This is a genomic window from Mycobacterium appelbergii (assembly GCF_032883035.1).
Taxonomy (GTDB): domain Bacteria; phylum Actinomycetota; class Actinomycetes; order Mycobacteriales; family Mycobacteriaceae; genus Mycobacterium; species Mycobacterium appelbergii.
Window position 1 is genome coordinate 389,109 of record NZ_JAMQTH010000005.1, and the last position, 12,464, is coordinate 401,572.

13 protein-coding genes are annotated in these 12,464 nt (G+C 66.0%); 8 read left to right on the plus strand and 5 right to left on the minus strand.

Going from position 1 to position 12,464, the window contains the following annotated elements; translation table 11 throughout:
- Positions 1–546: 546 nt before the first annotated feature.
- Complete coding sequence (locus M1247_RS14265) at positions 547–786, plus strand: Fur family transcriptional regulator (protein ID WP_317156998.1); 240 nt, start codon at positions 547–549, stop codon at positions 784–786.
- Here the strand turns inward: M1247_RS14265 and nirD are convergent.
- From nirD to M1247_RS14280, 3 genes are all read right to left on the minus strand, one after another.
- Positions 783–1,154 carry a nitrite reductase small subunit NirD gene (gene nirD, locus M1247_RS14270; RefSeq protein WP_317156999.1) on the minus strand — a complete coding sequence of 124 codons (372 nt, stop codon included), beginning with the start codon at positions 1,152–1,154 and terminating at the stop codon, positions 783–785. The genes M1247_RS14265 and nirD overlap by 4 nt on opposite strands.
- A complete protein-coding gene (gene nirB, locus M1247_RS14275; protein WP_317157000.1) occupies positions 1,151–3,760 on the minus strand; it encodes a nitrite reductase large subunit NirB in 2,610 nt (869 codons plus the stop codon). Before nirB ends, nirD begins: the two co-directional genes overlap by 4 nt.
- A gap of 118 nt (positions 3,761–3,878) precedes the next feature.
- Positions 3,879–5,291, minus strand: a complete 1,413-nt coding sequence (locus M1247_RS14280) for an aminotransferase-like domain-containing protein (protein ID WP_317157001.1) — start codon at positions 5,289–5,291, stop codon at positions 3,879–3,881.
- Here M1247_RS14280 and M1247_RS14285 point away from each other — a divergent pair.
- Both M1247_RS14285 and M1247_RS14290 read left to right on the plus strand, forming a co-directional pair.
- On the plus strand, positions 5,290–6,204 hold the full coding sequence (locus M1247_RS14285; protein WP_317157002.1) for a DMT family transporter: 915 nt from the start codon (positions 5,290–5,292) through the stop codon (positions 6,202–6,204). The genes M1247_RS14280 and M1247_RS14285 overlap by 2 nt on opposite strands.
- Positions 6,205–6,307: 103 nt before the next feature.
- Complete coding sequence (locus tag M1247_RS14290) at positions 6,308–6,763, plus strand: Hsp20/alpha crystallin family protein (RefSeq protein ID WP_317157003.1); 456 nt, start codon at positions 6,308–6,310, stop codon at positions 6,761–6,763.
- Positions 6,764–6,816: 53 nt separating this feature from the next.
- On the opposite strand, the gene M1247_RS14295 is transcribed toward M1247_RS14290, so the two are convergent.
- Both M1247_RS14295 and M1247_RS14300 read right to left on the minus strand, forming a co-directional pair.
- Positions 6,817–7,293 carry a hypothetical protein gene (locus tag M1247_RS14295; protein ID WP_317157037.1) on the minus strand — a complete coding sequence of 159 codons (477 nt, stop codon included), beginning with the start codon at positions 7,291–7,293 and terminating at the stop codon, positions 6,817–6,819.
- Between the two features lie 100 nt (positions 7,294–7,393).
- Entirely contained in the window at positions 7,394–8,152 is a 759-nt protein-coding gene (locus M1247_RS14300; protein WP_317157004.1) for an isocitrate lyase/PEP mutase family protein, read from the minus strand.
- Between the two features lie 109 nt (positions 8,153–8,261).
- Here M1247_RS14300 and M1247_RS14305 point away from each other — a divergent pair, with 109 nt between their 5' ends.
- From M1247_RS14305 to M1247_RS14325, 5 genes are all read left to right on the plus strand, one after another.
- A complete protein-coding gene (locus M1247_RS14305) occupies positions 8,262–8,558 on the plus strand; it encodes an Rv0250c family protein (RefSeq protein WP_317157005.1) in 297 nt (98 codons plus the stop codon).
- 53 nt (positions 8,559–8,611) lie between these two features.
- Positions 8,612–9,430, plus strand: a complete 819-nt coding sequence (locus M1247_RS14310; RefSeq protein WP_317157006.1) for a succinate dehydrogenase subunit SdhC — start codon at positions 8,612–8,614, stop codon at positions 9,428–9,430.
- A 45-nt stretch (positions 9,431–9,475) separates the two neighbouring features.
- A complete protein-coding gene (locus M1247_RS14315; protein ID WP_317157007.1) occupies positions 9,476–11,428 on the plus strand; it encodes a fumarate reductase/succinate dehydrogenase flavoprotein subunit in 1,953 nt (650 codons plus the stop codon).
- A 4-nt stretch (positions 11,429–11,432) separates the two neighbouring features.
- The gene (locus M1247_RS14320; RefSeq protein WP_317157008.1) at positions 11,433–12,182 is read left to right on the plus strand and encodes a succinate dehydrogenase/fumarate reductase iron-sulfur subunit; all 750 of its coding nucleotides are present in this window, start codon (positions 11,433–11,435) and stop codon (positions 12,180–12,182) included.
- Between the two features lie 116 nt (positions 12,183–12,298).
- Positions 12,299–12,460: a hypothetical protein gene (locus tag M1247_RS14325; protein WP_317157009.1), complete on the plus strand. Its 162-nt coding sequence runs from the start codon at positions 12,299–12,301 to the stop codon at positions 12,458–12,460.
- The last annotated feature ends 4 nt before the right edge of the window (positions 12,461–12,464 follow it).

Here is a 12,464-nt window from a genome sequence, read left to right on the forward strand (position 1 = left end):
TCTTGGCGTAACCAGGCCCGCCCAGGGTGTGCTGGTCGAGGTTGAGCAAATCCTGCTTGGCTGCGACACCGTCGTCCGGGCGGAAGGCGTTGCCACACGGAATGGGCTGGCCGGTGCGGTCTACTGCGGTCAGCGCCAACGGCATGCCCGTCGCAATCAATGCACCGAGCACCGCCGCTGCACCAAGCAGATACACGAGCGGACGCGCAAACATCGTCGAACCCCCTTCGGAAAGCCCTTCCCGATCGGAAGCGTAACTTCCTCCAGCGAACTTATCTAGTTAGCCCACAGCAGACAGGTGTCCACTTCCGCCGCGGTTCAGCTGCTGTTAACTTTGGCAACCACTGCTGTCAAAACAGCTTGTACCCAGCTGGTTGCCTCGTGAAACCTCCCGCATGAACAGCCTCTTGCGCGGCGGCGATGCATTCTTTGCCGTTGTACTCAGCTATCGTTGTGGCGAACATTGACGGCGGGGTTCGGGGGTTGGGGTAACGGTGCAGGTAGCAACATCGAATGGTGCCGTGCGAGAGGACGGCCGCACTCCCCGTGCCGGCAACTAGTCCGTCCCCGGCCGAGCGGCTGAGGCAACGTCTGCTCAGTGCGCTCGACGACGCCCGCGGACCCATGACGACCGCCCAACTGCGCGATCATGTCCAGCAGCGTTTCGGGCAGCCCGTGGTGATCGAAGCGGTGTACCGGAACCTGACCGTGCTGGAACGGCGCGGCGATGTACGGCGCCACAAAGGACCGGGCCGCGACGCCCACTGGGCACGCGCTACTGGCTAACCTGCGATCTGGACCAGACCGTCGGCGGTGACCCTCGTCCGGTACACCGGAATCGCCACAGCCGGGTCATCGAGGCATTTGCCATCTTCGAATGCAAACGCTTGTTTTTTGATCGGCGACTGCACCGTGGCCCGTCCACCCCGGTCGCCCGTGATACCACGCGAGATCACCGCCGCACCGGAGAACGGGTCCATGTTACCGACAGCGTGCAAGGCGCCGTCATCGAGCCGGAACAGCGCCGCCTGCGATCCGTCGGGCAGCAACACCGCAACTCCGCGGCCCGGGATCAGATAGTCGTAGGGACACGCGGTCGTCCACCTCGAATCGAACTGGACATCAACCCCGTTGCGATCGTCGAGCAATGTCATGGCGTCTCCTGTAACGGCCGGACCGTGGGCATGCCGATGTGGGTGGTTGCCGGCACCCTGCGCCCGGACCGTTCGGTGAACTCGACGGTGGGATCGGCAACTTCGGGTGCGTTGACGAACGAGACGAACCGCGAGAGCTTGTCGGGATCCTCCAGTACGCCCTTCCATTCACAGGCGTAGCCATCGACGTGCCGGGCCATTGCCGCCTCGAATTCGTCCGCGAGTCCGAGCGAGTCATTGCAGACCACGTCGCGCAGGTGATCGAGGCCGCCGTCGAGGCTGTCCACCCATGGCGCGGTGCGCTGCAACCGATCTGCGGTACGGATGTAGAACATCAGGAAGCGGTCGATGTAGCGGATCAGAGTCTCGTCGTCGAGGTCACCGGCCAGCAGCTGCGCATGCTTCGGGGTCATACCCCCGTTGCCGCCGACGTACAGGTTCCAGCCGGTTTCGGTGGCGATGACCCCGACATCCTTGCCACGGGCCTCGGCACACTCCCGCGCACATCCCGAGACACCCATCTTGATCTTGTGCGGCGCCCGCAGTCCGCGGTAGCGCAGCTCCAGGTCGATGGCCATCTGCACCGAGTCCTGTTGGCCGTATCGGCACCAGTCGCTGCCGACGCAGCTTTTCACGGTGCGCAGCGACTTGCCGTACGCATGACCGGATTCCATCCCGCCCTCGACCAGTCGCCGCCAGATCTCCGGCAGCTGATCCACCCGGGCACCGAACATGTCGATGCGCTGGCCCCCGGTGATCTTGGTGTACAGGTCGAAATCCCTGGCGATCTCGCCGATCAGGATCAACTGCTCTCCGGTGATGTCGCCGCCAGGTACCCGGGGCACCACCGAATAGCTGCCGTTGCGCTGGATGTTGGCCAGGAAGTGGTCGTTGGAATCCTGCAGGGAGGCCTGCTCACCATCGAGCACGTGGTCGGTGCTGGTCGATGCCAGGATTGACGCGACCGTGGGTTTGCAGATGTCACAACCCTTTCCGGTGCCGAACTTTTCGATCAGGCCGGAAAAAGTGCGGAGCTCGGTGGCGGTGATGATCTCGAAAAGCTCGGCGCGGGACTGGCTGAAGTGTTCGCACAGCGCCTTGGACTGTTCGACGCCCTCGGCCTGCAGCAACTGCTTGAGCAGCGGCACGCACGATCCGCACGAGGTACCGGCCAGCGTGCACTTTTTCAGTCCCGGCACATCGGTGCAGCCGTCACAGATGGCGGCCAACAGGTCACCCTTGGTGACGTTGTTGCACGAGCAGATCTGGGCGATGTCGGGTAACGCCTCCACACCCAGAGTGCCGCCGCCGGCTCCGCCTTCAGTGGCGGGTGCGATCAAGGCCAGCGGATCGCCGGGCAGCTCGCTGGCCACCATCGGCCGCAGCACACCGTAGGCCGATGCGTCACCGACCAGGATGCCGCCGAGCAGCGTCTTGGCGTTGTCGGAGAGCACCAGCTTGGCGTAGGTCTGCTTGACCGGGTCGTTGACCACGACCTCCAGGCAGTCCGGAGTCGTGCCCTGCGCGTCACCGAAGCTCGCGACGTCGACGCCGAGCAGCTTGAGCTTGGTCGACATGTCCGCACCGCCGAACTCGGCCTCACCGCCGAGCAGCCGGTCGGCCACCACCTCGGCCGTGGTGTAGCCGGGCGCCACCAGGCCATAGCAGCGGCCGTCGATCGCGGCCACCTCGCCGATCGCGTAGATGTCGGGATCGCTTGTGACACACGTCAGGTCGGTGAGCACACCGCCCCGGTGCGCGATGTCCAGTCCGGCGGCCCTGGCCAGCTCATCGCGGGGACGCACCCCGGCGGCAAAGACGACGACGCCGGCGTCGATCGTGGTGCCGTCGTTGCACGCCACCCGGACCGAGTCGTCGACCGCGGACTTCTTCAGCGGCCGGTTCCGCTGGGCGGGCACGATACTGTCGGTGGCCACAGCGGTGTGCACGTCGATACCGAGGCTCTTGATCATCCGGCTCAGCAACACGCCACCGGCCTCGTCGAGTTGGTTCGCCATCAAATGCGGCGACATCTCCAGGACGTGGGTCTTCAGCCCGAACGTGCGCAGGGCGTTGGCCGCCTCCAGCCCGAGCAGTCCGCCGCCGATCACCACGCCGACCGGCGTCTTCGAGGCGAGCGCGGTTTCTGCGCCTGCCCGGATCCTGTCCAGATCGTCGAGGGTGCGGTAGACGTGCACCTGTGGAAGGTCACGGCCGGGGACCGGCGGCAGGAACGCGTTCGAGCCGGTGGCGAGCACCAGTGCGTCGTAATCGATCTGCTGACCGTCGACGGTGCGCACCGCCTTCGCGGCCCGGTCGATCTCGACCGCCGCACTGCCCAGGCGCAGCTCGACCAGGCTGTCGCCGGCATAGTCGTTCCCCGGCAGCGCAAGCCGGGAACGGTCCCAGTGCTCGGTGTAACCGGTCAGCCCCACCCGGTCGTAGGCGGCGTCGGCCTCCTCGCAGAGCACGGTCACGCGCCAGCGGCCCGCGGTGTCCCTGGCGCGCAATGCCTCGACGAAGCGGTGTCCCACCATCCCGTGGCCGACGACCACAACGCGCTTCGCGCCGAGTGAAGCGCCGGGGGTTCCACTTGTTGACGACATACGGCGAGGCTAGGAAGCCGATATTGCCGAAATGTCGCCCTGTGTGAAGCGACCGTCACGGTGTGCTCACCTCCCACCGCGCGCACCTGTGAGTTCCGGCTGTGGTGTGGGCCTTGCGCTACCCGCGCTGACGCTCCAGGGCAGCGCCGATGATGCCGGCCGCCTCCGGAAACCGCTGCGGGTCCGGGCCGGAGAAGTTGAGCCGGATGAAGGACCCGGCCGCTTCGGCGGGGAACCAGTCCGTTCCTGGCACGATCAGCACTCCGGCGGCCTCACAGTCGCGGTCGAGCTGTTCGAGGTCGGTTCCGTCGGGCAGCCGGACCCACAGGTTCAGCCCGCCACGGGGCACATGTTCGAGGTCGGCATCCGGGACGTGTTCCTTCAATCCCTCGATGAGCAGATCGCGGCGGGCACGCAACTGCTGGCGCAGGTTCCGCAGATGACTCTGCCATCCGGGCTGGGTGACCACGTCCAGCGCGGTGGCCTGCAGCACACCGCTGACGTACATCGACGCCGCGCCGAAATCGGCCAGGATGCGTTCGCGCGCAGGGCCCCTGGCGATCAGCGCCGCGATGCGGATTGACGGCGAGACGCTCTTGGTCAGCGATCGCAGATAGATCACATGGCCCGCGTCGTCATGAGCCGCGATCGGCCTGCAGGTCGATTCCATGCCGAAATCGTGGGCCCAGTCGTCTTCGACGAGAAACGCACCGTGCGCCAGGACAACATCGAGGATCTGCCGGGATCTTTCCGTAGACCATTGCGCACCAGTGGGATTGGCGTAGTGCGGCTGCGCATAGAACACCCGCGCCCCTGTCTCGGAGAAGGCCCGGGCGAGCTCGTCGGGGTCGGGGCCGTCCGCTCCGCTCGGCACCGGCACGATGCGCACCCCGGCCTGAGCCGCCGCCAGGATCGCACCCCAGTAAGTGGGCGATTCAATGAGCAGTGGCCGGCCGTCGCCCACCAGGGCACGGAACGTCGAGCTCAGCCCACTCTGGCTGCCGGGCAGCACAATAACGTCGCGCGGGGCGGGTGGGGTGACACCGGCCGGGACGAACTCGGCGAGCTCGTCGGCGAACCAGGCCTGCAGTTCCGGCAGACCTGTGACCACCGGACGGGCCAGCGCGACATCGCTGCGGGCGGCCCGAGCCAGGGCGGACCGCACCAACCGGTGCGGTAGCAGCTCGCGGGCGGGGTAGCCGGAATGCAGTCCGATCACATCGGGGGCGGCCCCGCGCATCGGCGTCGCGGCGACCGGGATGCGGGCTTGCGGAAAGCGCAACGCGCCCGTCTGCCAGCCGTAGTCCGGCGGTCGCGCAGTGCGTACGACCCGAACGAATGTTCCTACCCCAGGCCGGCTTTCGATGAGCCCCGAGCAACGCAGGGCACGCATGGCCTTCTGTACGGTGACCGGACTGGCGCCATACTGGGCCGTCAGAGCTCGGTTCGACGGCAGTTGCGCCCCGGCCGGAGCCGCGGCGATCCATTGCCGCAGACCCGACACGATCCGCTCAGTGCTATCGTTGTCCATGTCAGGTCAGAGTAGCGCTACTGCGAGTTTGGCTCCACCGTTATCCAGCTCCCGTGCCGGGCTGTGGTGGGGATTGCTGGGCGTTGTGGCCTTCTCCTTCACCGTCATCTTCACCCGCGTGGCCATCGGCGGCCTCTCGCCGCTGTTCATCGGCGCAGGCCGCGCGGTCGTCGCCGCCGCGTTGGCCACCACCGCACTCGCGTGGACCCGGCAGGCGCTGCCGCGGGGAAACCAGTGGCTACGCCTGGTCGTGGTGGCCGCAGGTGTCGTCGCCGGCTTCCCGTTGCTGACGTCCTACGCACTCACCACCGTGGACGCCAGCCACGCGGCCGTGGTGATCGCGCTGCTACCGGCGGCGACCGCAGTCTGCGCCGCGCTGCGCGCCCGGGAACGTCCGCCGCGGGTCTTCTGGATCACCGCGGCGATCGGCGCCGTGGCCGCCGTGGCGTTCGCGATGCTGCAGGGCGGCGGTTTCGGACATCTGAGCTGGGCCGACCTGCTGCTGTTCGGCGCGGTCGTCGCCTGCGCGATCGGCTACGCCGAGGGTGGGCTGCTGGCCCGGGATCTCGGTGCGTGGCAGACGGTGTCGTGGGCGCTCGTGGTCGCCGCGCCCGTCATGATCATCCTGGTCGCGCTGTCGGTCGTGCAGCAACCGCCGGCAGCGTCACCGACACAGTGGGCGGCGTTCGGCTATCTCGCCGTGGTCAGCATGTTCCTCGGCTTCTTCGCCTGGTACCGGGGGCTGGCAATCGGGCCGATCGCCCAGGTCAGCCAGGTCCAGCTGGTGCAGCCGGTGATGACCCTGTGCTGGGCGGCGCTGCTGCTGCACGAGCACCTGACCTGGCTGACGGTGCTTGGCGGGACCGCCGTCATCGCCTGCGCCGGGCTGGCGGTGCGGACGCGCTTACGGTGAGTTCGCGCATGGCGAACGCCGCCCCGGAACATGAGCGTGGTCGACTCAAGTTATTGGAGTAGCAGGCCGGTGTGGTGCCGGTCTTCGAAACAAGGAGTACGACATGAGCACTTCAGTGATGCCGGCAGTGTGGAGCCGCCCCGCGTGGCAGGTCGACGGCTGGGTTCGCGATTTCTTCGGCCCGGTGACCGATGCCCGCGCCGATTGGCCCAAGGACCTCACCCCCGCCGCCGAGCTCAGCAAGGACGGCGACGACGCGGTCGTGCGATTGGACCTGCCGGGGCTGAGCACCGAAGCGGTCGCGAACGACATCAACGTCGAGATCGACCGTGGCCGACTGGTCATCCGCGGTGAGCGCCGCGACGAGCGGGCCGAGACCGCAGCGGGCCGCACCCTCAGCGAGGTCCGGTACGGCGCGTTTCGCCGGTCGTTCAAGTTGCCCGGCCATGTCACCGGTGACGCGGTGACGGCGTCCTACGACGCAGGCGTGCTGACGGTGCGGGTGGCCGGGGTGTACGCCGGCAGCGAACCGCAGCGCATCGCGATCGACAGCAAGTAGGGGAACAGAAAACCGGTGGGCCCAACGGGCCCACCGGTTTTCGCGGCTACAAATCAGTTCAACCGGGCCGGGTAGTCGGTCGAGTAGACCTCGCCGTCTGTCTTGCCCGGGACCGGCGGGCCCTCGATTACCACCCAGGCCGCGGTGGCCCCGGAACTCTTCGGGCCCGAAACAGTGGTGCTCCCGTTGCCTGCGCCATCGGTGTGCAACACGCCCGTCGCGATCCCCGGGTCACCCGCACCGCAGGTGCTCGACGCCGGCCTGGGCAGCTGGATCAGCCGGACCTGATAGGCGGTGTCAGGCTGAGAGGTCTGGATCTGCACGTCGGCGCTGACCGTGCCGGACGCCGGAGTTCCGATGTGCGCGACCGCGGACCCGTAGCCCGTGCCGAAGCCATCGAGAAACTGCGCCGGGACGAAATCACATGCCCGGATCTTGTTCTGCAACGGCACCATCGTGGTTTCCGAATCGGCGGCCGCGACAGCGGCTCCCGTCATCGCCAGCGTGCCTGCCACCACCATGGGTGCCATCACCAACACAAGCCTTTTGCGCGCACCCACGATGTATTGTCCTGCCTGATAGTCGGACCCCCTGGGGCCATTATTGACGTGCAGGAAATGGCGGTGGCGTCTACAGCCAGCGCGCGAGGATTTCGTTCGTCCGCGCGGTCAGCGCGACCTGCATAAACGGGCCGAACGTGATTCGCCCCACCCCCAGCTCGGCCAGCGCCGTGCGGTCAGCGGAATCCGGTGGCACCGTCGCGCTGACGGGCAGCGAAACCGCGGAGGTAAACCGACCCAGACCATCCGGATCAGCCAGCCCGGCCGGGAACAACGAATCCGCGCCGGCCTGCGCGGCGAGGGTGAGCCGGGCAATGGCACGGTCGACCCGATCCGCCGCATCGCCGTCCTTGCGCAGGAACAGGTCCGTGCGGGCGTTGATCACCACATGGACGCCTGCGGCGTCGGCCGCTGCGCGTAACTCCCCCACCAACGCGGCGTGTTCCTCCGGCGTACGCAACCGCTTACCGTCCCGGTGCACGGTGTCCTCGATGTTGAGCCCGACCGCGCCTGCCCCCAACAGGCCCTCGATCACCCGGGTCGGGGTCTCGCCATAACCGGACTCGATGTCGACCGACACCGGCACCTCAACCGCCGTGGTGATCTGCTGAACCCGGCCCAGCAACTCCTCGAACGACATCACCTCGCCGTCGGCCTTGCCGATCGACGTGGCCACCGGGTGACTGCCCACGGTGAGGGCGACGAAGCCCGCCCGGACCGCGACATCGGCCGACCAGGCGTCCCACACCGTGGGCAGAACGACCGGGTTGCCGGGCTGATGCAGCGCCAGAAGTGCCGCCGCGCGTTCCTGCAATATCTCTCTGGACAAAGCGTTACCTCCGGTGCTCAACGTGACTCTTGTCACTCTCAACTCATGATGTGGCTAGCATCGGTTGTCGTACTGTGATCCCTGACACCCTTCAGCCCAAGGAGGTCGCTTGTCCACCACAACCGAGTTCGCCGAACTGCACAATCTGATCGGCGACATGCGCCGTTGCATCACCACATTGGCGTCGAAGTACGGGGACTCCCCGGCCATGCGACGTGTCGTCAATGATGCCGAACGGATCTACAACGACATCGACCGCCTCGACATCGACACCGAAGAGCTTGAGCAACGCCACGGCGTGACGCGGCAGAGCCAGAGCGCCGAAAAGATCGCCATCCCCGACACCCAATACGGCACCGACTTCTGGCAGGACGTCGCCGACGAAGGTCTCGGGGGTTACCGATGAGCGTGTGGGTGTTCAACACCAACCGCGACAACTGAACCTGAAGAAAGGGAACCGTGAGCGCACCCACCGCTGACCGTCGTGCGACCGGGGTCTTCTCGCCCAAGCGCGCCCAGATCTCGCAGCGGACGCTGCGGACCGATCGTTGGTGGCAATCACCGCTGATCATCGACCTCGGCTTCGCCGCGTTCGTCATCTACGCGACAGTGCGGGCGTTCCTGCAGAACAACTACTACGTAGCCGAGTATCACTACCTCACGCCGTTCTACTCTCCGTGCGTCAGCACCGGGTGCATACCCGAGGCCAGTCACTTCGGCCAGTTCCTGCCCGACGTGTGGTGGCTGCCGTACGCGGCGTTGTCACTGCCGTTCCTCCTGCTGTTCCGGCTGACCTGCTATTACTACCGCGGGGCCTACTACCGGACGGTGTGGCAGGCGCCGACGGCGTGCGCCGTGGCCGAACCACACGCGAAATACACTGGTGAGACCCGCCTTCCGCTGATCATCCAGAACACGCACCGATACTTCTTCTACATTGCCGGGATCATCTCGCTAATCAACACCTACGACGCGATCATCGCCTTCCAGTCGCCGAGCGGCTTCGGATTCGGCCTGGGCAACGTGATTCTCGTCGGCAACGTCATCATGCTGTGGGTGTACACGATCTCCTGCCACTCCTGCAGGCACGTCGTCGGCGGACGCCTCAAGCACTTCTCCAAACACCCTGTCCGGTACTGGATGTGGGGCCAGGTGAGCAGGCTGAACACCCGGCACAAGACGTACGCCTGGATCACCCTCGGCACCCTGATGCTGACCGACTTCTACATCATGCTGGTAGCGAGCGGCACTATCTCCGATCTGCGATTCATCGGTTAATTCGGTTGTTTGACAACCACATTCACGAAGTGAGGGCACTGATTCATGGCATCTGATGAGGCTCTTCGCGCAAGCGGCTCATCGCAACTCGAACGGCACGAATACGACGTCGTCGTGATCGGTGCCGGTGGTGCGGGACTGCGCGCGGTGATCGAGGCCCGCGAACGCGGCCTGCGCGTCGCGGTGGTGACCAAGTCGTTGTTCGGCAAGGCGCACACCGTGATGGCCGAGGGCGGCTGCGCGGCGGCGATGCGCAACGTCAACACCAAGGACTCGTGGCAGGTGCACTTCGGTGACACCATGCGCGGCGGCAAGTTCCTGAACAACTGGCGGATGGCCGAACTGCACGCGCAGGAGGCCCCGGACCGGGTGTGGGAGCTGGAGACCTACGGTGCGCTGTTCGACCGCACCAAGGACGGCAAGATCAGCCAGCGCAACTTCGGTGGCCACACCTATCCGCGGCTGGCCCACGTCGGCGACCGCACCGGCCTGGAGATCATCCGCACGCTGCAGCAGAAGATCGTCTCGCTACAGCAGGAGGACAAGCGCGAACTCGGCGATTACGAGGCGCGGATCAAGGTCTTTCACGAGTGTTCGATCACGGACCTGATCAAAGACGGCAACCGGATCGCAGGCGCGTTCGGTTACTGGCGCGAGACCGGCAACTTCATTCTTTTCGACGCACCTGCCGTGGTCCTGGCGACCGGCGGCATCGGCAAGTCCTTCAAGGTCTCGTCGAACTCGTGGGAGTACACCGGCGACGGCCATGCCCTGGCGCTGCGTGCGGGCTCCAACCTGATCAACATGGAATTCATCCAGTTCCACCCGACCGGGATGGTGTGGCCGCTGTCGGTCAAGGGCATCCTCGTCACCGAGGGTGTGCGCGGTGACGGCGGAGTGCTGAAGAACTCCGAGGGGAAGCGGTTCATGTTCGACTACATCCCCGCGGTGTTCAAAGGGCAGTACGCCGAAACCGAGGAAGAAGCCGACCAGTGGCTCAAGGACAACGACTCGGCCCGCCGCACCCCTGACCTGCTCCCCCGCGACGAGGTTGCCAGGGCCATCGTCGCCGAGGTCAAAGCAGGCCGCGGCACCCCGCACGGCGGGGTCTACCTCGACATCGCCTCGCGCATGCCCACCGAGGAGATCAAGCGCAGACTGCCCTCGATGTACCACCAGTTCATCGAGCTCGCCGAGGTCGACATCACCAAGGACGAGATGGAAGTCGGTCCGACCTGTCACTACGTGATGGGTGGCATCGAGGTCGACCCCGACACCGGCGGTGCTGCCACCCCTGGCCTGTTCGCCGCGGGTGAGTGCTCCGGTGGCATGCACGGCTCCAACCGGCTCGGTGGCAACTCGCTGTCGGATCTACTGGTGTTCGGTCGCCGCGCCGGGCTGGGGGCGGCGGACTACGTGCGAGCCCTGGCCGACGACCGGCCGAAGCCGCCGCAGGACGCCGTCGACGAGGCCACCAAGATGGCGTTGGCGCCGTACGAGGCACACGAAAATCCCGAGAACCCGTACACGCTGCATGCGGAGCTTCAGCAATCGATGAACGACCTTGTCGGCATCATTCGCAAGAAAGAGGAGATCGAGCAGGCACTGGTCAAGCTCGACGAGCTCAGGGGCCGCCTGCAGAACGTCGCCGTCGAGGGCGGTCGGATCTACAACCCCGGCTGGCACCTCGCGATCGATATGCGGAACATGCTGCTGGTCAGCGAATGTGTGGCCAAGGCTGCGCTGCAGCGCACCGAGAGCCGCGGCGGACACACCCGCGACGACCATCCGGCGATGGACGCCAACTGGCGCAACACGCTGCTGGTGTGCAAGACCACGGAGGCGGCGACCAGCGAAGCGATGGTCCCCCGCGTCACTGTGGCCCCCGAGCCGCAAGTGCCCATGCGTCCGGACCTGTTGGAGACCTTCGAGCTCTCCGAACTGGAGAAGTACTACACCGACGCCGAACTGACCGAGCACCCCGAACGGAAAGGCTGAGAGCATGGCTGCATACGACGCGAGCCTGCGGGTATGGCGCGGCGACGAAGCCGGCGGCGAGCTGAAGGACTACACCGTCGAGGTCAACGACGGTGAGGTGGTACTCGACATCATCCACCGGCTGCAAGCCACCCAGGCCGGTGACCTGGCCGTGCGATGGAACTGCAAGGCCGGCAAGTGCGGATCGTGTTCGGCCGAGATCAACGGCCGCCCGAAGCTGATGTGCATGACGCGCATGTCGACATTCGACCCGTCGGAGACGGTCACGGTGACGCCGCTGCGGACCTTCCCGGTGATGCGCGACCTGGTGACCGACGTGTCCTTCAACTACACCAAGGCGCGCGAGATCCCGTCATTCACCCCGCCCAAGGACCTGCAACCCGGCGATTACCGCATGCAGCAGGAGGACGTGAACCGCAGCCAGGAGTTCCGCAAGTGCATCGAGTGCTTCCTGTGCCAGAACGTGTGCCATGTGGTGCGTGATCACGAAGAAAACAAGGAGGCGTTCGCAGGCCCGCGGTACCTGATGCGACAGGCTGAGCTGTCGATGCATCCGCTGGACACGCTGGACCGGCGTGACATGGCGCAGGAAGAGAACGGCCTCGGCTTCTGCAACATCACCAAGTGCTGTACCGAGGTTTGCCCGGAACACATCAAGATCACCGACAATGCGCTGATTCCGATGAAGGAACGCGTGGCCGACCGCAAGTACGACCCCATTGTGTGGCTGGGTAACAAGCTTTTCCGCAAGTAGTCGTCCTCAGCGCCGACCGTGAACTGGCTGCGAGAATCCGCCGCGATTCTCGCAGCCGTTTCACGTTGGCGGGTACGCTCGTCGTAAGCAGCCAATCACCGTCGAAAGGCAGCCCGATGAGCATGGGACATACCCAGAGCGTCAACGATATTCGGACCGCAATCCGCGAACTGTCTGCCCGCGCCGATCTGGCCCGCAAGGAGGGGCGCCCGGCGGATGCCACCGAGCTCGAGCAGCGCGTCGCGAGATATCGCGAAGAGCTCGCCCAACGCCCCTGATCGC

Bases quoted from the DNA above. Each gene is read 5' to 3' on its own strand.
- nirD (WP_317156999.1), bottom strand. From the start codon at position 1,154: ATGACATTGCTCGACGATCGCAACGGGGTTGATGTCCAGTTCGATTCG.
- nirB (WP_317157000.1), bottom strand. From the start codon at position 3,760: ATGTCGTCAACAAGTGGAACCCCCGGCGCTTCACTCGGCGCGAAGCGC.
- M1247_RS14285 (WP_317157002.1), top strand. From the start codon at position 5,290: ATGTCAGGTCAGAGTAGCGCTACTGCGAGTTTGGCTCCACCGTTATCC.
- M1247_RS14280 (WP_317157001.1), bottom strand. From the start codon at position 5,291: ATGGACAACGATAGCACTGAGCGGATCGTGTCGGGTCTGCGGCAATGG.
- M1247_RS14290 (WP_317157003.1), top strand. From the start codon at position 6,308: ATGAGCACTTCAGTGATGCCGGCAGTGTGGAGCCGCCCCGCGTGGCAG.
- M1247_RS14295 (WP_317157037.1), bottom strand. From the start codon at position 7,293: ATGGCACCCATGGTGGTGGCAGGCACGCTGGCGATGACGGGAGCCGCT.
- M1247_RS14315 (WP_317157007.1), top strand. From the start codon at position 9,476: ATGGCATCTGATGAGGCTCTTCGCGCAAGCGGCTCATCGCAACTCGAA.
- M1247_RS14320 (WP_317157008.1), top strand. From the start codon at position 11,433: ATGGCTGCATACGACGCGAGCCTGCGGGTATGGCGCGGCGACGAAGCC.
- M1247_RS14325 (WP_317157009.1), top strand. From the start codon at position 12,299: ATGAGCATGGGACATACCCAGAGCGTCAACGATATTCGGACCGCAATC.